General features: G+C 56.8%; 18 protein-coding genes and 1 pseudogene. 10 read left to right on the top strand and 9 right to left on the bottom strand.

Annotated elements, in window-relative coordinates; genetic code table 11:
* Window positions 1-33: 33 nt before the first annotated feature.
* Together ychF and pth are read right to left on the bottom strand one after the other, a co-directional pair.
* On the bottom strand, window positions 34-1,128 hold the full coding sequence (gene ychF / locus ACMWJS_RS06455; protein ID WP_003856650.1) for a redox-regulated ATPase YchF: 1,095 nt from the start codon (window positions 1,126-1,128) through the stop codon (window positions 34-36).
* Window positions 1,129-1,254: 126 nt separating this feature from the next.
* Entirely contained in the window at window positions 1,255-1,839 is a 585-nt protein-coding gene (gene pth, locus ACMWJS_RS06450) for an aminoacyl-tRNA hydrolase (protein ID WP_023336005.1), read from the bottom strand.
* A gap of 274 nt (window positions 1,840-2,113) precedes the next feature.
* Between pth and ychH the strand changes: the two genes are divergently transcribed.
* Window positions 2,114-2,389, top strand: a complete 276-nt coding sequence (gene ychH, locus ACMWJS_RS06445; RefSeq protein WP_024907062.1) for a stress-induced protein YchH — start codon at window positions 2,114-2,116, stop codon at window positions 2,387-2,389.
* Window positions 2,390-2,510: 121 nt separating this feature from the next.
* Window positions 2,511-3,569, top strand: coding sequence for a MerR family transcriptional regulator (locus tag ACMWJS_RS06440; RefSeq protein WP_414746814.1), 1,059 nt, complete (start codon window positions 2,511-2,513; stop codon window positions 3,567-3,569).
* Here the strand turns inward: ACMWJS_RS06440 and dauA are convergent.
* The 4 genes from dauA to lolB all read right to left on the bottom strand — a co-directional run bounded on the left by dauA (window position 3,555) and on the right by lolB (window position 7,909).
* Window positions 3,555-5,234, bottom strand: coding sequence for a C4-dicarboxylic acid transporter DauA (gene dauA, locus ACMWJS_RS06435; RefSeq protein WP_063621908.1), 1,680 nt, complete (start codon window positions 5,232-5,234; stop codon window positions 3,555-3,557). The two genes, ACMWJS_RS06440 and dauA, sit on opposite strands and share 15 nt — an antisense overlap.
* 124 nt (window positions 5,235-5,358) lie before the next feature.
* Window positions 5,359-6,306 carry a ribose-phosphate diphosphokinase gene (gene prs, locus ACMWJS_RS06430; RefSeq protein ID WP_414746813.1) on the bottom strand — a complete coding sequence of 316 codons (948 nt, stop codon included), beginning with the start codon at window positions 6,304-6,306 and terminating at the stop codon, window positions 5,359-5,361.
* A 125-nt stretch (window positions 6,307-6,431) separates the two neighbouring features.
* Window positions 6,432-7,301, bottom strand: a complete 870-nt coding sequence (gene ispE, locus ACMWJS_RS06425) for a 4-(cytidine 5'-diphospho)-2-C-methyl-D-erythritol kinase (RefSeq protein WP_414746812.1) — start codon at window positions 7,299-7,301, stop codon at window positions 6,432-6,434.
* A complete protein-coding gene (gene lolB, locus ACMWJS_RS06420; protein ID WP_063621904.1) occupies window positions 7,298-7,909 on the bottom strand; it encodes a lipoprotein insertase outer membrane protein LolB in 612 nt (203 codons plus the stop codon). The genes ispE and lolB overlap by 4 nt, the downstream gene beginning before the upstream one ends.
* Before the next feature lie 201 nt (window positions 7,910-8,110).
* Between lolB and hemA the strand changes: the two genes are divergently transcribed.
* The 6 genes and pseudogenes from hemA (at window position 8,111) to kdsA (ending at window position 13,155) form a co-directional block, all read left to right on the top strand.
* Entirely contained in the window at window positions 8,111-9,367 is a 1,257-nt protein-coding gene (hemA, locus tag ACMWJS_RS06415) for a glutamyl-tRNA reductase (protein ID WP_024907067.1), read from the top strand.
* A gap of 41 nt (window positions 9,368-9,408) precedes the next feature.
* Window positions 9,409-10,491, top strand: coding sequence for a peptide chain release factor 1 (gene prfA / locus ACMWJS_RS06410; RefSeq protein WP_021240360.1), 1,083 nt, complete (start codon window positions 9,409-9,411; stop codon window positions 10,489-10,491).
* Window positions 10,491-11,321 carry a peptide chain release factor N(5)-glutamine methyltransferase gene (gene prmC, locus ACMWJS_RS06405; RefSeq protein ID WP_414746811.1) on the top strand — a complete coding sequence of 277 codons (831 nt, stop codon included), beginning with the start codon at window positions 10,491-10,493 and terminating at the stop codon, window positions 11,319-11,321. Before prfA ends, prmC begins: the two co-directional genes overlap by 1 nt.
* Window positions 11,297-11,425, top strand: a pseudogene (locus tag ACMWJS_RS06400) (siroheme synthase); the annotation flags it as partial. The gene prmC and the pseudogene ACMWJS_RS06400, both read left to right, overlap by 25 nt.
* A gap of 29 nt (window positions 11,426-11,454) precedes the next feature.
* Window positions 11,455-12,264, top strand: coding sequence for an invasion regulator SirB1 (gene sirB1, locus ACMWJS_RS06395; RefSeq protein WP_024907069.1), 810 nt, complete (start codon window positions 11,455-11,457; stop codon window positions 12,262-12,264).
* Window positions 12,265-12,300: 36 nt separating this feature from the next.
* On the top strand, window positions 12,301-13,155 hold the full coding sequence (gene kdsA, locus ACMWJS_RS06390) for a 3-deoxy-8-phosphooctulonate synthase (protein ID WP_023312123.1): 855 nt from the start codon (window positions 12,301-12,303) through the stop codon (window positions 13,153-13,155).
* 114 nt (window positions 13,156-13,269) lie between these two features.
* On the opposite strand, the gene chaA is transcribed toward kdsA, so the two are convergent.
* Window positions 13,270-14,370 carry a sodium-potassium/proton antiporter ChaA gene (gene chaA / locus ACMWJS_RS06385; protein WP_008499517.1) on the bottom strand — a complete coding sequence of 367 codons (1,101 nt, stop codon included), beginning with the start codon at window positions 14,368-14,370 and terminating at the stop codon, window positions 13,270-13,272.
* 270 nt (window positions 14,371-14,640) lie between these two features.
* Here chaA and chaB point away from each other — a divergent pair, with 270 nt between their 5' ends.
* Both chaB and ACMWJS_RS06375 read left to right on the top strand, forming a co-directional pair.
* Window positions 14,641-14,871 (top strand): putative cation transport regulator ChaB, encoded by a 231-nt coding sequence (gene chaB, locus ACMWJS_RS06380; protein ID WP_045908986.1) that lies wholly within the window; start codon window positions 14,641-14,643, stop codon window positions 14,869-14,871.
* 177 nt (window positions 14,872-15,048) lie between these two features.
* Window positions 15,049-15,744: a gamma-glutamylcyclotransferase gene (locus ACMWJS_RS06375; protein ID WP_048223647.1), complete on the top strand. Its 696-nt coding sequence runs from the start codon at window positions 15,049-15,051 to the stop codon at window positions 15,742-15,744.
* A gap of 30 nt (window positions 15,745-15,774) precedes the next feature.
* Here the strand turns inward: ACMWJS_RS06375 and ACMWJS_RS06370 are convergent, their stop codons facing one another.
* Both ACMWJS_RS06370 and ACMWJS_RS06365 read right to left on the bottom strand, forming a co-directional pair.
* The gene (locus ACMWJS_RS06370; RefSeq protein WP_013096243.1) at window positions 15,775-16,014 is read right to left on the bottom strand and encodes a DUF1883 domain-containing protein; all 240 of its coding nucleotides are present in this window, start codon (window positions 16,012-16,014) and stop codon (window positions 15,775-15,777) included.
* A 211-nt stretch (window positions 16,015-16,225) separates the two neighbouring features.
* Window positions 16,226-18,010, bottom strand: a complete 1,785-nt coding sequence (locus ACMWJS_RS06365; protein WP_008499521.1) for a methyl-accepting chemotaxis protein — start codon at window positions 18,008-18,010, stop codon at window positions 16,226-16,228.
* Between the last annotated feature and the right edge of the window lie 62 nt (window positions 18,011-18,072).

Genomic DNA, 18,072 nt, shown 5'->3' with positions numbered 1-18,072 from the left:
GCCAAAGCGTGGATTTTTTTCATTCAAGACGAATCAAACGTTAAACAGGAAGTTCATCACATCGCCATCTTTAACGATGTAATCTTTCCCTTCCGCACGCATCTTGCCTGCTTCTTTCGCGCCTTGCTCACCCTTGTAGGTGATGAAGTCTTCAAACGCGATAGTCTGCGCACGAATAAAGCCTTTCTCGAAGTCGGTGTGGATCTTACCGGCCGCCTGAGGCGCCGTTGCACCCACAGGAATCGTCCACGCACGCACTTCCTTCACGCCAGCGGTGAAGTAGGTTTGCAGGTTCAGCAGCTCATAGCCCGCGCGGATCACGCGGTTCAGACCCGGCTCTTCCAGACCCAGCTCGGCCATGAACTCTTCACGGTCGGCGTCGTCCAGCTCGGCGATGTCGGATTCAACGGCCGCGCAAACCGCAACAACCACAGAACCTTCCGCCGCGGCGATTTCACGCACTTTGTCCAGGTACGGGTTGTTCTCGAAACCGTCTTCGTTAACGTTGGCGATGTACATGGTTGGCTTCAGGGTCAGGAAGCTCAGGTATTTGATCGCCGCTTTGTCTTCGTCAGTCAGGTTTTTCAGCGCGCGCAGCATGCCGGCGTTTTCCAGCTGTGGCAGGCATTTTTCCAGCGCAGCCAGTTCCGCTTTCGCGTCCTTGTCGCCGCCTTTGGCTTTCTTCTGCACGCGGTGAATCGCGCGTTCGCAGGTGTCGAGGTCAGAGAGCGCGAGCTCGGTGTTGATAACGTCGATGTCGTCAGCCGGATCCACTTTGTTGTTAACGTGGATGATGTTGTCGTTCTCGAAGCAGCGCACAACGTGGCCGATCGCTTCGGTTTCACGAATGTTGGTCAGGAACTGGTTACCCAGACCTTCACCTTTGGATGCGCCTTTTACCAGGCCCGCGATGTCAACGAATTCCATGGTGGTTGGCAGAATGCGCTGCGGCTTCACGATTTCCGCGAGCTGGTCCAGACGCGGATCAGGCATTGGCACAACGCCGGTGTTAGGTTCGATGGTACAGAACGGGAAGTTCGCCGCTTCGATACCCGCTTTGGTAAGCGCGTTAAACAGGGTGGATTTGCCCACGTTTGGCAGACCGACGATACCGCATTTGAATCCCATTTCTAAATCACCTTAATATCTTGATAATCAATCCGTTAACGATAACCGATTGATGAAAAGTAAATAACTACGCCTATTATACACGTAACCCGCATGACGCGCGGTAAAAAAGCCGTATCGGGCGGATTATTGCGCTTTAAAAGCGTGTAAGCGGTTTGTCGCTTTGGTTAAGCCGTCTTTCAGCCAGATTTCCGTGCAGCGTGCCGCCTCGTCTACCGCCTCGTCAATCAGTTTCTGCTCAGAAACCGGTGGCTTACCGAGCACGAAACCGACAACTTTGTTTTTATCGCCCGGATGGCCGATTCCAACGCGCAAACGGTGGAAATTCGGGTTATTGCCCAGCTTGCTGATGATGTCTTTTAGGCCGTTGTGGCCGCCGTGCCCGCCGCCCAGCTTGAATTTTGCCACGCCTGGGGGAAGATCCAGCTCATCGTGGGCGACCAGAATTTCATCCGGATTAATGCGATAAAACGTTGCCATCGCCGCTACGGCTTTACCGCTCAGGTTCATAAAGGTGGTAGGCACCAGTAAGCGAACGTCCGCGCCAGCAAGGTTGATACGTGAGGTATACCCGAAGAATTTAGGTTCTTCACGCAGGGGAGCACGTAACCGCTCGGCCAGCAGATCGACGTACCATGCCCCGGCATTGTGGCGGGTGGCCGCATATTCTGCGCCCGGGTTGGCGAGGCCGACAATCAGTTTAATCGTCACGATTCAATTCCTAATGGGTTCCAGATCTGGCGCGTAGTTTACTGTCTGGCGCGCCGCTTGACAAAATTCTGCGATCATCGCAGCGAAATACGAATAATTACTTATCTGAACAATTAGAATTTCAAGCTGTTCAACGTGTTATTTGTAAACTTTTGTTTGGGAGTTATCTGTAATTGTGATCATTCACGCAACTCATAAAAGGGGCGTTGTCTATACTTTACACACAAGGATTAGGGGCTTTTCCCCTGACAACCCAAAGTTCCGGAGGTGACACATGAAACGCAAAAACGCTTCGTTACTCGGTAACGTGCTGATGGGGTTGGGGCTGTTCGTGATGGTAGCCGGCGTGGGTTATTCAATTTTAAACCAACTGCCGCAGCTTGATCTCCCGCAATACTTTGCGCATGGCGCGATATTGAGCATCTTCATTGGTGCAGTGTTGTGGCTGGCGGGAGCACGCGTGAGCGGCCATGAGGAAGTGTGTGACAAATACTGGTGGGTGCGCCACTACGACAAACGCTGTCGTCGCGATCAGCATAAGCACAGTTGACGCTACGTTAAAGAATACCGAAACGGCTCCTCAGGGAGTCGTTTTTTTTTGCATCAAGGGTTGACCCTCACGTAACGTAAGGCTCCAGAGTAGCGGCACTGGCAAAGTAAAAGGAGCAGTTATGTTGATTCAGGTGGGTGAGCTGGCGAAACGGGCCGGGATCACCGTACGCACATTGCATCACTATGAGCAAACAGGGTTGTTGCTGCCTTCTGCCAGAAGCGCAGCAGGTTACCGGCTCTACAACCTGGCGGATGTTCAGCGTCTGCATATGATCCAGGCGCTGGCAAAGGCGGGGCTGGAACTTGCTGAAATCAGGGATTTCCTGGAACAGGAGTCGCTGTCGTTAACCGAGTTACTCGATGCGCAAATCACGCTGCTGGATAAACAGCTGCGCAGCATACATACGCTGCGCGACCGGCTGGTCGAACTGCGCACCGGGCTGCTCAACGATGCGACGCCGGATCTGGAATCCTGGCTACAGACTCTGGAGTTAATGAATATGTACGATCGCTGGTTTAGCAAAGAAGAGTTACAGCAACTGCCGTTTGCGGTGCAGAAGGATGCGCTGGCGGCCATCTGGTCAGGGCTGGTTGCGGAGGCAAACACGCTGTTGAAACAGCACATACCCGTCACGGACCCGCGGGCGATGGACCTGGCGACGCGCTGGATGGAACGCCTGGAGCAGGACACGGCGGGCAAGCCGGAGTTTCTCACCCGGCTGAACGAGATGCACAGCGTGGAGCCGCAGATGCAGGTGCAGACCGGCATCACGCCGGAAATGACCGATTACATTACGCGGGCGTTCGCCGAGTCGAAGCTGATTATCTGGGAAAAATATCTTTCCGCCGAGGAGATGGCCTTTACCCGGAAGCACTACTTTGACCGCATGATGGAGTGGCCGCCGCTGGTGGCAAAACTGCATCAGGCGCAGCGGGAGAATATCGATCCTGCCTCGGAGGAGGCGCAAAAGCTGGCTGAAAACTGGCTGGCGTTATTCCAGTCGTACGCGGGCACCCGTCCGGAGACCCAGCAAAAGTTTCGCACGGCCATGCAGCAGGAGCCGCATCTGATGAAGGGAACATGGATGACGCCTGCCGTGCTTGGGTGGCTTCAGCAGGCGATTGGGGTGATGATGCAGAGACGTTCCTCTGCATCAGGCGGCTCACAGATCCGCTAATGCGGCTTCACGGTTAGGATAAAAGGCAAGGCGGCCAGGGATCGGCTGCACGCCCGCGCGCGCCATGGTGCGCAGGGGCTGGAATTCGAGGTTACTCACCCGCAGCTCGCAGCCTTCCGGCAGACGTTTCACAAAGCGCTGGAAGGCGTCCAGTCCGCCCGCATCCAGCACCGGCACGGCATCCCATTTCAGCACCACAATCCGCTTGCCCGCGATGCGGGATTCCAGATCGCTGAACAAACCTTCCGCAGCGGCGAAGAACAGCGGGCCAATCACGCGCAGAACCAGCACATCGTCAGGCACCTCTACGTTGACCGGGGAGAGGCGTGTCATCTGCGCGATACGGCGCATAAACAGCAGGGACGCCAGCACGATCCCGACGCTGATGGCGATGACCATATCGAACAGCACGGTCAGCGACATGCAGATCAGCATCACGATGATGTCGTCTTTCGGCGCGCGACGCAGCAGGTTCACCACCTTGTGCGCCTCACTCATGTTCCAGGCCACCATCAGCAGCAGAGCGGCCATGGCGGAAAGCGGTAGCCAGGAAAGCAGCGGGGCGAGGATCAGCAGGGCGAGGATCACCAGTACGGAATGGATAACTGCCGAAACGGGTGACGTTGCCCCCGCGCGCACGTTGGCCGCGGAACGGGCGATGGCTGCCGTTGCGGTAATACCGCCAAAGAACGGCGCGACGAGGTTCCCCAATCCCTGACCGACCAGTTCGCTGTTAGCTTTGTGCTTGGTGCCTGTCATCCCGTCCAGAACGACGGCGCAGAGCAGGGATTCAATCGCCCCCAGCATCGCCATCGAGAACGCGGCGGGAAGCAGGGCGCGCAGGGAGTCCCAGCTTAAGGTAAAGCTGGATCCGGGCATATCCCACGGCAGCACCAGCTGCGGCAACAGTTGCGGAATGCCGCTGCCCTGTGAACCGTCCGCCAGAACATAGTGGAACTGTGAGCCGATAGTCGCGACATGACCACCGAACATATTGACGATAGCCATCACCGCGCAGCCCAGCAGCAGCGCGGGCAGATGGCCCGGCAGTCGAATGCCCAGACGAGGCCAGACGATCAGCGTGCCCAGTGTCACCATCCCGATGGCGGCGTCGCCAAGGTTCGCAGTCGGCAGCGCCATAAACAGCGCGCCCACTTTTTGCAGATAGTGTTCAGGGACGTGCGCCATTTGCAGGCCGAGGAAATCCTTGATCTGCATGGTTCCGATGGTGATCCCAATCCCCGAGGTGAACCCCAGCGTCACGGAAAGGGGGATGTACTCAATCAGCCGCCCAAAACGGGCCAGGCCAAACAGAATCAAAAAGACCCCGGACATCAGGGTGGCGACCAGCAGGCCTGCCAGACCAAACTGCTGTGAAACGGGGTAGAGGATCACCACAAAGGCGGCAGTCGGGCCGGAGACGCTGAAGCGCGAGCCGCCGGTCAGAGCGATGACGATCCCGGCCACGGCTGAGGTGTACAGGCCGTACTGCGGCGCAACGCCGCTGCCAATCGCCAGCGCCATCGCCAGCGGGATGGCAATAATGCCGACTGTGATCCCGGCAATCAGGTCACGCACAAAGCGTGAGGAGGTGTACTTCTCTTTCCAGCAGGCGTCGATGAGGGCGCGAAAGGGCAGAACATGTGAGGAGGCTACGTTTTTCACAATTATCTATCATCCGTATGCGCATCATCTGTCATATGAATGGCAGGTGAAGGAGGCATTAATCATACAAATAAAACCCAGAGACAAAAAAACCCGCCGCAGCGGGTTTTTTGGCCGTGCTCGATCAGTGTTCGAACATTGCAGAGATGGATTCTTCGTTGCTGATACGACGAATCGCTTCGGCCAGCATCCCGGACAGGGTCAGGGTACGCACGTTTGGCAGTGCCTTGATCTCGTCGCTCAGTGGGATGGTATCGCATACCACAACTTCGTCAATCACGGAGTTGCGCAGGTTGTTTACGGCATTGCCAGAGAAGATCGGGTGGGTAGCGTAAGCGAATACGCGCTTGGCACCACGCTCTTTCAGCGCTTCAGCCGCTTTACACAGCGTACCGCCGGTATCGATCATGTCGTCAACCAGCACGCAGTCGCGGCCAGCCACGTCACCGATGATGTGCATCACCTGAGAAACGTTAGCGCGCGGACGACGTTTGTCGATGATCGCCATGTCGGTATCGTTCAGCAGCTTAGCGATAGCACGGGCACGTACCACGCCGCCGATGTCCGGAGAAACCACGATTGGGTTATCCAGGTTCAGCTGCAGCATGTCTTCCAGCAGGATTGGGCTGCCGAATACGTTATCAACCGGGACGTCGAAGAAGCCCTGGATCTGCTCTGCGTGCAGGTCAACGGTCAGTACGCGGTCAACGCCAACGCTGGACAGGAAGTCAGCGACAACTTTCGCGGTAATTGGCACACGCGCGGAACGGACGCGACGGTCCTGGCGGGCATAGCCGAAGTAAGGGATTACAGCAGTGATACGGCCTGCGGAAGCGCCACGCAGGGCGTCGACCATAACAACCAGTTCCATCAGGTTGTCGTTCGTTGGAGCACAGGTGGACTGGATGATGAAAATATCACCACCGCGTACATTTTCGTTAATTTGTACGCTGACTTCGCCGTCGCTAAAGCGACCTACGGCGGCGTCGCCGAGGGAAGTGTACAGGCGGTTGGCAATACGTTGTGCTAGTTCCGGGGTGGCGTTACCAGCAAAAAGCTTCATATCAGGCACGAGAAGAACCTCAGGCATGCGTCCAGTGGTGGATAGCGTTCGCCGTAAACTGTGCGGGCCAGGCAAAGGCTATCCAGGCGGTGTATTAAAGAGCGCGATGCAACGTCTGGAACAGGGTGACGTTGTCACCGAAACTCAGTCTGCGCCAGAATGGCCTGCTGTAGGGGGGAAATGTTCATCCCACGCGCTACAAAACCATGCAGCCAAACCGGCGCTTGCTCAAGCACCTGACGAGCGGCGGATTCGGTGTCAAATTCAGCAAAGACACAGGCCCCTGTACCAGTCAGGCGCGACGGCGCGTATTCTAACAGCCAGGAAAGCACCGCATCAACCTCGCGAAAACGTTTTCTTGCGATATCCTCGCAATCGTTGCTGAATTCACAATTTAATAACGTTTCTATTGACCGAATCGGGGTATTTCTTTTCAGGTCAGGATCTTTAAAGATGACCGGGGTCGGAATGCTCACGCCGGGGTGAGCAACCAGATACCATTTTTCCGGCGGGTTGACCGGGGAGAGGATTTCCCCCACGCCCTCGGCAAAGGCCGCATGACCGCGAACAAACACCGGAACATCCGCGCCCAGCGTCAAGCCCAGGGCGGCAAGTTCGTCCTGCGACAGCCCGCAGCCCCAGAGGTGGTTCAGGGAAACCAGCACCGTGGCGGCGTTAGATGAGCCGCCGCCCAGACCGCCGCCCATCGGCAGACGTTTCTCGATACGAATATCCGCACCGCTTCCCGCAGGCAGACGACCTGATTCCGCTGCGGCGTTCATCAGCAGACGCGCGGCGCGCACAATCAGGTTATCCTCATGCGCCACGCCGTCGACCGGCGTCAGGAGGCAAATCTGCCCGTCCTGGCGCAGTTCAATGGAGATGGTGTCGCCATAGTCAATAAACTGAAACAGCGTCTGCAGGGTGTGATAGCCGTCAGCGCGCTGGCCGGTAATGTATAAAAACAGATTCAGTTTTGCCGGAGAGGGCCAGTGGGTCATCATTTAACGATCCAGTTGTCCATTTTCAGCTTGATGCGCTGGCTGCCCTGGGTCAGTTCCATATTCGATGGCAGCGACGGTTTACTCTTGCTGTCATAGTCGCTGTACACCACTTTCCAGGTTTTGCCGTTCTGGGTGTAGTTCACCTGGCTCAGACGATATTGATCGTCCAGGGTATAGTCGGTGGCGTCACCCGGCAGGCCGAGGATCCACTGGCGCAGGCTGTTGAGCGGGATAGGCATTCCGGTCAGCTTGCCAATCATCTCTTCGGCATCGGTTGCGGTGTAGTGCTGGCCTTTGTTATCGGTGATCTGCGCTTCGCCCGGTTTCGCGATAAGCTCCAACTCGGTGCTGCCCAGCGGGTTCAGCAGCAGCAGGCGATAGTTGTCCTGACCCGTTTGTTGCCAGAAGAAGCGTGCATACACTTTTTGCTCATCCGAAAGATAAGCAAACGCGCCGCGGGTCTGGTACTGGTTCAAATTACGGACGTCCTGCTGGTGCTGACGCCACTGTGGCGAGTCAGGGCTTTTGCCCGGGCCTTTTGGTTGAGTGACGGTACACGCGGTCAGAACCAGTGCCGCCAGGGGCAGCAGGCGAATCAGTCGGGTCATAATAAGGACAAATCCTTGAGATACGTTGCAGTTATAACTGTTAATGCTAGCGTCGAAGGGGGCTACCGTCTACGTTCAAATTATCTCAAAGCGTTGTGTAACCTATTACTCCGAAAGGGGGCTGTCTCTTTTATTGATCTCGCGCATCCTGTATGATGCGTTCTGCTAACCTTATTAACGCTGGTACTACTCCCGCTCAACATGACCCTATTAGCACTCGGCATCAACCACAAAACGGCCCCGGTTTCGCTGCGAGAACGCGTAACGTTTTCGCCAGATACGCTCGACCTGGCGCTGGACAGCCTGCTTGCACAGCCTATGGTGCAGGGTGGCGTGGTGCTCTCGACGTGCAACCGTACCGAGCTCTATTTAAGCGTGGAAGAGCAGGATAACCTGCACGAAGCGCTGATCCGCTGGTTATGCGACTACCACAATCTCAATGAAGACGAGCTGCGCAACAGCCTGTACTGGCATCAGGACAACGATGCCGTCAGCCATCTGATGCGCGTGGCCAGCGGGCTGGATTCGCTGGTGCTCGGCGAACCGCAAATTCTGGGTCAGGTGAAAAAAGCCTTTGCGGATTCGCAAAAAGGGCATCTGAAGGCCAGCGAGCTGGAGCGCATGTTCCAGAAGTCATTCTCCGTGGCGAAGCGTGTGCGAACCGAAACCGACATTGGTGCCAGTGCGGTTTCCGTTGCTTTCGCGGCCTGCACCCTTGCACGCCAAATCTTTGAATCCCTCTCCACCGTCACTGTGATGCTGGTGGGCGCGGGCGAAACCATCGAACTTGTGGCGCGCCATCTGCGCGAGCATAAAGTGAAAAAGATGATTATCGCTAACCGCACTCGCGAACGCGCGCAGGTGCTGGCGGATGAAGTGGGCGCAGAGGTGGTTGCCCTGAGCGACATCGATGAACGTCTGAAAGAGGCGGACATTATTATCAGCTCGACTGCCAGTCCGCTGCCGATTATCGGCAAAGGGATGGTGGAGCGCGCGCTGAAGTCCCGTCGTAATCAGCCGATGCTGCTGGTGGATATTGCCGTCCCGCGCGATGTTGAGCCGGAAGTGGGCAAACTGCCTAACGCCTACCTCTACAGCGTGGATGACCTGCAAAGCATTATTTCGCACAACCTCGCCCAGCGTAAAGCGGCGGCGGTGCAGGCGGAAACCATTGTTGAGCAGGAAACCAGTGAGTTTATGGCCTGGCTGCGCGCGCAAAGCGTCAGCGAGACCATCCGCGAGTATCGCGGACAGGCGGAGCAGGTGCGTGACGACCTGACAGCCAAAGCGTTAGCGGCCCTGGAGCAGGGCGGCGACGCACATGCAATTATGCAGGATCTGGCGTGGAAACTGACCAACCGCCTGATTCATGCGCCAACCAAATCTCTTCAGCAGGCTGCCCGTGACGGGGATGATGAACGCCTGACTATTCTGCGCAACAGCCTCGGGCTGGAATAGCGCCCTATACCCATTTTCTAAGACAAGGTGCACTTACGCCTATGAAGCCTTCTATCGTCGCTAAACTGGAAGCTCTGCACGAGCGCCATGAAGAAGTCCAGGCGCTGCTCGGCGATGCCGGGACCATTGCGGACCAGGAGCGTTTTCGCGCGCTCTCACGTGAATACGCGCAGTTAAGTGATGTTTCTAAATGCTTTACCGACTGGCGACAGGTTCAGGAAGATATCGAAACCGCGCAGATGATGCTCGACGATCCTGAAATGCGCGAGATGGCGCAGGAAGAGTTGCAGGATGCGAAAGCGCGTTCTGAGGAGATGGAGCAGCAGCTTCAGGTGCTTCTGCTGCCAAAAGATCCGGACGACGAGCGTAACGCGTTCGTGGAAGTCCGCGCCGGGACCGGCGGTGACGAAGCGGCACTGTTTGCCGGGGATCTGTTCCGCATGTACAGCCGCTACGCCGAGTCGCGTCGCTGGCGCGTGGAGATCATGAGCGCCAACGAAGGCGAACACGGTGGCTACAAAGAGGTTATCGCCAAGATCAGCGGCGACGGCGTATACGGTCGTCTCAAGTTTGAATCCGGCGGTCACCGTGTGCAGCGCGTTCCGGCCACCGAATCTCAGGGCCGTATCCACACCTCCGCCTGTACGGTGGCGGTGATGCCGGAGCTGCCGGAAGCGGAGCTGCCGGACATCAACCCGGCGGATCTGCGTATTGATACCTTCCGCTCCTCCGGGGCGGGTGGTCAGCACGTTAACACCACCGACTCCGCCATCCGTATTACCCACCTGCCAACCGGTATCGTGGTGGAGTGTCAGGACGAGCGTTCCCAGCATAAAAACAAAGCCAAAGCGCTGTCCGTGCTGGGTGCGCGCATCCACGCGGCCGAAATGGCGAAACGCCAGCAGGCGGAAGCGTCTACGCGTCGTAACCTGCTGGGGAGCGGCGATCGCAGCGACCGTAACCGCACCTACAACTTCCCGCAGGGGCGCGTGACCGACCACCGCATCAACCTGACGCTGTATCGTCTGGATGAAGTGATGGAAGGCAAGCTGGATATGCTGATTGAGCCTATCGTGCAGGAATACCAGGCCGACCAGCTGGCGGCACTGTCCGAGCAGGAATAATGGATTTTCAGCGCTGGTTACGTGAGGCTGCCGCTGAGCTTTCCGAAAGCGAGAGCCCGAAACGCGATGCCGAAATTTTGCTTGAGCATGTGACGGGCAAAGCCCGCACGTACCTGCTGGCCTTCGGTGAAACCGAACTGACCGCTGAGCAGGAAGCACGGCTCGCCACGCTGCTTGCCCGCCGTAAGCACGGCGAGCCGGTGGCGCACCTTGTCGGTGAGCGCGAGTTCTGGTCGTTACCGCTTTACGTCTCGGCGGCGACGCTGATCCCGCGTCCCGATACCGAGTGTCTGGTCGAACAGGCGCTGGCGCGTTTACCGACGGCGGCCTGCCGCATTCTTGATCTCGGTACGGGCACCGGGGCCATCGCGCTGGCGCTCGCCAGTGAAAGACCCGACTGCGCGGTGACGGCAGTGGATGTGATGCCCGACGCGGTGGCGCTGGCGCAGCGCAACGTGGAGCGTCTTGGCCTGACCAACGTAACGGTGCTGCAAAGCAGCTGGTTTAGCGCGCTGGAGAACCAGACGTTTGGCGTCATTGTCAGTAACCCACCCTATATTGACGAGCATGATCCGCACCTTGCGCAGGGTGATGTGCGCTTCGAACCGCTGACGGCGCTGGTCGCCGCCAGGGAAGGTTTAGCCGACCTCGATCACATTGTGACAATGTCACGACAACATTTACTTTCCGGCGGCTGGCTTCTTGTGGAGCATGGCTGGACGCAGGGAGAAAGTGTGCGGGCATTGTTTACTCAGGCGGGTTACGCCGACGTCAAAACCTGCCGCGACTACGGCGGCAATGAACGTCTGACGCTGGGGCAGTGGCTATGAGTGCAGGCTATCTGCCATTTACTGATAAAGGCGTAAGGCTGACTGAAAGGCGGTTTGGCGTTATCATCTACATCGTTTTGAGTTTTATCTCGTCCGGGCGTCGCTGTACGCTCGGTCGTTACTGGGGTAAGTCATGAGGTCCTTAGCCGATTTCGAATTTAATAAAGTGCCGCTTTGCGATGGCATGATCCTGATTTCTGAGATGATTCGCGACGATTTTACGTCGCAGTTTGTCTACGATGAGCTGGAGAATCTGGTCAGCCTGGCGCGTGAAGAGATTAATCAGGCGCGCCCGCAAGACTGGCAATTAGAGAAGCTGCTTGAGCTTTTCTACGGCGAATGGGGTTTCTGCGACACGCGGGGCGTGTATCGCCTGTCTGACGCATTATGGCTGGACCAGGTCTTAAAAAATCGTCAGGGCAGCGCCGTTGCGCTGGGCTCTATTTTACTGTGGGTCGCGCACCGCCTGGATATTCCGCTGGTGCCGGTCATTTTCCCGACGCAGATGATCCTGCGTGCGGAGTGGCTGGACGGTGAGATGTGGCTCATTAATCCCTTCAACGGCGACACGCTGGATGAACATACGCTGGACGTGTGGCTGAAAGGCAACATCAGCCCGGTGGCTGAGCTCTTCAACGAAGATCTCGACGAGGCGGATAACGCAGAAGTGATCCGCAAGCTGCTCGATACGCTGAAGTCAGCGTTGATGGAAGAGCGTCAGATGGAGCTGGCCCTGCGCGCCAGCGAAGTGCTGCTGCAGTTTAATCCGGAAGACCCGTACGAAATTCGCGACCGCGGGCTGATCTATGCCCAGCTCGACTGTGAGCACGTGGCGCTAAACGATCTGAGCTATTTCGTCGAGCAGTGTCCGGAAGACCCCATTAGCGAAATGATTCGTGCGCAGATCAACGCGATCTCGCACAAGCAAATTACACTGCATTAATCTTAATTCCGATTCACACCTGAATAAGGCGATCCTATGAAACAAAAAGTGGTTAGCATTGGTGATATCAAGGTAGCAAACGACCTGCCTTTCGTGCTGTTTGGCGGCATGAACGTGCTGGAATCCCGCGACCTCGCCATGCGTATCTGCGAGCACTACGTGACCGTGACCCAGAAGCTGGGCATCCCGTACGTGTTTAAAGCCTCTTTTGACAAAGCCAACCGCTCCTCCATCAACTCTTACCGTGGCCCGGGCCTGGAAGAGGGGATGAAGATTTTCCAGGAGCTGAAGCAGACCTTTGGCGTGAAAGTGATCACCGACGTGCATGAAGCCTCTCAGGCGCAGCCGGTGGCAGACGTGGTGGACGTGATTCAGCTCCCGGCATTCCTGGCTCGCCAGACCGACCTGGTTGCCGCGATGGCGAAAACCGGTGCCGTGATCAACGTGAAAAAACCACAGTTCGTGAGCCCGGGTCAGATGGGCAACATCGTCGATAAGTTTATCGAAGGTGGTAACGATCAGGTGATCCTGTGCGACCGTGGCGCTAACTTCGGTTACGACAACCTGGTGGTGGACATGCTGGGCTTCAGCGTGATGAAAAATGTCTCCGGCCAGTCTCCGGTGATTTTCGACGTGACCCACGCGCTGCAGTGCCGCGACCCGTTTGGCGCCGCGTCCGGTGGCCGTCGTGCTCAGGTGACCGAACTGGCGCGTGCCGGTATGGCAACCGGTCTGGCAGGTCTGTTCATTGAAGCGCACCCGGATCCGGATAACGCAAAATGCGACGGCCCATCCGCGCTGCCGCTGGATAAGCTGGAGCCGTTCCTGAAACAGATCAAAGCGATTGACGATCTGGTGAAGAGCTTCGACGAGCTGGATACCAGCAAATAATAAAAAACCCGCTTCGGCGGGTTTTTTTATGGGGCATATTGCCGGGTGGCGCTGCGCTTACCCGGCCTACGAAACCCGTAGGCCCTGCAAGCGAAGCGCCGCCGGGCAAACAGACTACGCAAAAATCGTCATCAAATAGGCCACAAACAGCGCCATATGCGCTGCTCCGTTAAGCACATTGGTGCGCCCGGTTGAGAACGAAATCTGGCACAGCAGCAACGAGGCTACCATCACAATCATCTCCGGCGCGCCCAGCGCAAACTGCAGCTCGTTACCGGTCATAAAGGCAATCAGCGTCACCACCGGCACGGTGAGTGAAATGGTCGCCAGCACGGAGCCGAAGAACAGGTTCATTGCGCGCTGTACCTGATTGTTTAAGACGGCTTTCAGCGCGCCCAGCCCTTCAGGAGACAGGATCAGCAGCGCCACCAGGAAACCGGTAAACGCGACCGGCGCGTTCAGCTCGGTTAACAATGTTTCCAGCGGGTTGGCGTTCATCTTGGTGACGGCAATCACCGCAATCAGATGCACGATCAGCCAAACCGTATGCCACGCGCTGCTGTGGGCCGACGGCTTACCGTGGTGCGGGTCATCGTCGTCGCTGTCGTCTTCATGCTCATACACAAACAGGCTCTGGTGCGTTTTGGTCTGAATCAACAGGAACACGCCGTACATGGCTGCGGAAATCAGCGCGACCAGCAGCGCCTGACCGGTGGAGAAGTTTGCACCCGGCAGCGCCATCGGGAAGACCAGCACGATAATCGCCAGCGGGAAGAGGGCAATCAGATACTGTTTAATGCCGAACAGGTTCATATACTGGGTCGCGAATTTACGCCCGCCCAGCAGCAGAGAGAAGCCCACCAGGCCGCCCGTCACAATCATAATAATCGAGTAAAGGGTGTCGCGCATCAGCGTCGGCGCGGCATCGCCGGTCGCCATGAGCGCGGAAATCAGGCTGACTTCGAGAATAACGACGGAAAGGCTGAGAATTAACGATCCGTAGGGCTCGCCCAGACGGTGGGCCAGTACGTCCGCATGGCGAACGACGCTAAAGGCGCTGGTTAAAATACCGACCAGGGCAAGAATATTGATACCAACCACCACTGGCAGTGACTGACTGCTTCCCCAGAAGAGCAGCACAGCCAGTGCCAGAACCGGGAAAATGAGAGACGTCTCCTTGTGGCGGGTCTTTACCGCCTCGTGTGTTGCTGTCATGTGCTTCTCCATCAATGCAGGTGCTTGTAATTATAGATAGATTTTTGAGGGCATTAAATTAACAGATCTCTGTTAAATACCCTTAATTTTTTACTTAATTTTACCCTTTGTTATAAATTTAATGTCTGACTCCTGTAATTGACGGTTTTCACATAATATTTATTAAATAACAATTAATTAGATATAAAGCTAATCCATAAATTAAGACCAAGTGGCACGCTGGCATATCGTCGTCCACACTTATCTCTTTAAGCAAAAGAGAGGTGAGTGATGCCATATAAAACGAAACGCGAATTACCCGATAACGTGCAAAACGTGCTGCCCGCTCACGCGCAGGATATCTACAAAGAGGCGTTTAACAGTGCCTGGGATCAGTACAAAGATAAGGAGGATCGCCGGGATGATGCCAGTCGTGAAGAGACGGCACACAAAGTCGCCTGGGCCGCCGTAAAACATGAATATGAAAAAGGAGACGACGATAAATGGCACAAAAAGAAATAGCCGTGAAATAATTCGCTGCCTTCATTTTGACTTTTCAGGCGGTTGAACTGCCGTTGTATTGCAACTGGTCCGCTAATTGCTTATCGTTATTTAACTGCTGGCAAAATGACCAGCACCTAAGGCCCGGAAGGCGAATTACAGATGTCGCAAGGAAGCATGCAGTGGCGGAGGTGGAAAGTGTTAACGCGTGATTTCTTAATGAAGGCAGATTGTAAGACGGCATTTGGTGCTATTGAGGAATCGCTTCTCTGGTCAGCTGAACAACGTGCGGCGTCACTTGCTGCCACGCTTGCCTGCCGCCCGGATGATGGCCCGGTATGGATTTTTGGCTACGGCTCCCTGATGTGGAACCCGGCTCTGGAATTTGTCGAATCGGCAACGGGAACGCTGCCTGGCTGGCACCGCGCATTTTGCCTGCGTCTGACGGCCGGACGCGGCAGCGCGTGCCAGCCCGGACGTATGCTTGCACTGAAAGAGGGCGGGCGCACCACGGGCGTGGCTTATCGCCTCCCGGATGCAACGCTGGAAGAGGAGCTTACGCTGCTCTGGAAGCGTGAGATGATCACCGGCTGCTATATGCCGAGCTGGTGCAAGCTGGAGCTGGACGACGGTCGCACCGTCAATGCGCTGGTGTTTATCATGGACCCGCGCCATCCACTGTATGAAGCGGACACCCGCACGCAGGTCATTGCCCCGTTGATTGCTGCCGCCAGCGGACCGCTGGGTACCAACGCGCAGTATCTCTTCTCCCTCGATCAGGAGTTGACCCGCCTCGGCATGCAGGACGAGTGTCTGAATGAGCTGGTGGCGAAGGTGAAGGCGCTGCTGGAAGGGAACCCGCTCAACGGCACGCTGCGACCGGGTTTTGCCTGAAAATACGCCCGGCTTGCTGGGCGTTTGACGTTATGCTGCTACGTAACTGACGGAATGCTCCAGCGACTGGCTGTGGCTGTCGATCAGCACATCCCACGTGCCGGTATATGGCACGGTAAGCCAGGCCTTATCGTCCTGCACGGTCAGAATATCCGCCTGGGATTGTTTTTGTGCTTTCGCACTCATGAGATGAATACGACAGCGCTCTGAGCAACGCACCACAACCGTATCCCCGCCAAACAGCTTCAAACTTGTTTTTACCAGTGCCATTTTTTACCCCGTAGTCTTAAACAACGCTCTCCCTGCTGCCATATCCGAGCGTGATGTTGTTCACAATTCACTCATGGCATAACACCAAAGGGGAGGGGGTGAGATGCTGATTTTGATCAAAAAATGGCATAACGATTAAACAAAAATGACAAAATCCCTCAAAATTTCCGCTGGCGCGCGTTTTACCCGCTAAACGCGCGCCGAGAGAAAATTAAATGCGGAAATGGCCGGCGGTTTCAGCAAGGTCGCCCGCCTGGCTCTGCAGGGCGCCCGCAGCGGCGGCGGATTGCACCACCAGCTCGGCGTTCTGCTGGACCATGCGGTCGAGATGGGTCACCGCGTGGTTGATCTCGTGAATGCCTTTCATCTGCTCGCTGGTGGCGATGGATATTTCGCGCATGATGCCGGAGACGCTGCCGATGCTGGAGCGGATCTCGTCCATGCTTTCCCCGGCCAGATGCACGTAGCGGGAGCCGGTGGCCACGCTGTCGGTGGTGGAATCGATCAGCGATTTGATCTCTTTCGCCGCCTGGGCGCTACGGCTCGCCAGGTTACGCACTTCGCCTGCTACCACGGCAAACCCGCGCCCCTGCTCCCCGGCACGGGCCGCCTCGACGGAGGCATTCAGCGCCAGAATGTTGGTCTGGAACGCGATACCGTCAATCACGCTGGTGATGTCGCCAATTTTAGCCGACGCGACTTCGATGGACTGCATGGTACTGATCGCCTGGGATACCACTTCGCCGCCGCGCGCAGCGGCCGCAGAGGCCTTGCTCGCCTGGTCGTTCGCTTCTGCCGCCGACTCGTTCGACTGGGTCACGGAGGCGGTGATCTGCTCCACGGCGCTGGCCGTCTCGCGCAGGCTGGATGCTGCCTGCTCGGTACGTCCGGAGAGATCCTGGTTACCCGCCGCAATCTCCTGGGCGGCGTTTTTCACCGACTCACTGGCATCACGGAGCTGCACCATCACCACCGACAGCTTATCGCTGAAGGCGTTAAAGGCCTGGGCAATCTGCGCCACCTCGTCCTCGCCGCTGTCCGGCAGACGCTGCGACAGATCGTTAGTCCCGTTGGCAATGTTGTGCATCGCGTCGCGAATGTCAGACAGGCGCTTCAGCAGACGGGCAATCAGGAGGTGAACAATGGCCGCGCTCAGCAGCGCCAGGATCACCAGCGAAATCGCCGATGCCTTAAGCAGGGAACGCATACCGGAGGTGGCGTCACCGTTGTCGAGGGCGACGACCAGCAGCCAGTTTGTGCCCGGCACGGCTGTCGCCACGAAGGTTTTTTCGACGTCGTTAAGCGTACCGTCGACAAGGTTACCGCTTTTCAGCGCAGCAAAATCGATGCCTTTGATGGTCTCAGCAAACGGTTTAAGCGTCAGCGCCGGATCGTTAGCCGCTATCACGCTGCCGTCACTGTTCAGAAGCAAGCCGCTGCTGGAAGGAGTTGGATGGATCCCGCGCACGTTCGCCACCACGCTGTCCATGGCCACATCGCCCGCCACCACCGCTTTCAGGGCGCCATTCTCTTTCACCGGCACGGCGAAAGTCACCACCAGTTTACCGGTACCCGCATCAACGTAGGGCGCGGTGACGACCGGGCCGTCCGTGCTGACCACCTGCTGATACCACGGGCGAATGGTCGGGTCATAATCCGCAGGTACGCCCGCAGGCTCAGAGAATTTCGCCGTTTTGCTGGCGTAGCCTACATAAACGTTGGTGAATCCACCCGCCTGCGCAAGCTGTTTAAATACCGGAACCGGATCGTCACTCAGCGCAACGGTCTGGGCAGAGGCAATCACCGTCATCTTGCTTTTGACCCAGTCGGCAATCGCCATGTTATGGCTGGCGCTGGTGCTGGTCAGGATATCGCGCTGTGACTGCTGGTTATCCTGGCGTGTGACCTGGAAGTTAATAACGGTATTGAGGAGAAGGGCGACGACCAGACAGCCTGCCGTCGCCGCGATGATGCGTGCACGAATCGATCTGAACATAAGTGAAATACCTGCTGTGTTGTTTCCATGCCTATCGGCAACCCCGCAGGTAAACTTGATGC

This window comes from Enterobacter sp. HK-058-C-ECC (assembly GCF_047531125.1).
Lineage (GTDB): Bacteria > Pseudomonadota > Gammaproteobacteria > Enterobacterales > Enterobacteriaceae > Enterobacter > Enterobacter quasiroggenkampii.
This window is presented reverse-complemented; position numbering and strand designations above follow the sequence as displayed.

Coding starts and splice junctions, on each gene's coding strand:
- ychF (WP_003856650.1), bottom strand. CDS start 1,128: ATGGGATTCAAATGCGGTATCGTCGGTCTGCCAAACGTGGGCAAATCC.
- ychH (WP_024907062.1), top strand. CDS start 2,114: ATGAAACGCAAAAACGCTTCGTTACTCGGTAACGTGCTGATGGGGTTG.
- ACMWJS_RS06440 (WP_414746814.1), top strand. CDS start 2,511: ATGTTGATTCAGGTGGGTGAGCTGGCGAAACGGGCCGGGATCACCGTA.
- ispE (WP_414746812.1), bottom strand. CDS start 7,301: ATGATGACCCACTGGCCCTCTCCGGCAAAACTGAATCTGTTTTTATAC.
- lolB (WP_063621904.1), bottom strand. CDS start 7,909: ATGACCCGACTGATTCGCCTGCTGCCCCTGGCGGCACTGGTTCTGACC.
- hemA (WP_024907067.1), top strand. CDS start 8,111: ATGACCCTATTAGCACTCGGCATCAACCACAAAACGGCCCCGGTTTCG.
- prfA (WP_021240360.1), top strand. CDS start 9,409: ATGAAGCCTTCTATCGTCGCTAAACTGGAAGCTCTGCACGAGCGCCAT.
- prmC (WP_414746811.1), top strand. CDS start 10,491: ATGGATTTTCAGCGCTGGTTACGTGAGGCTGCCGCTGAGCTTTCCGAA.
- sirB1 (WP_024907069.1), top strand. CDS start 11,455: ATGAGGTCCTTAGCCGATTTCGAATTTAATAAAGTGCCGCTTTGCGAT.
- kdsA (WP_023312123.1), top strand. CDS start 12,301: ATGAAACAAAAAGTGGTTAGCATTGGTGATATCAAGGTAGCAAACGAC.
- chaA (WP_008499517.1), bottom strand. CDS start 14,370: ATGACAGCAACACACGAGGCGGTAAAGACCCGCCACAAGGAGACGTCT.
- chaB (WP_045908986.1), top strand. CDS start 14,641: ATGCCATATAAAACGAAACGCGAATTACCCGATAACGTGCAAAACGTG.
- ACMWJS_RS06370 (WP_013096243.1), bottom strand. CDS start 16,014: ATGGCACTGGTAAAAACAAGTTTGAAGCTGTTTGGCGGGGATACGGTT.
- ACMWJS_RS06365 (WP_008499521.1), bottom strand. CDS start 18,010: ATGTTCAGATCGATTCGTGCACGCATCATCGCGGCGACGGCAGGCTGT.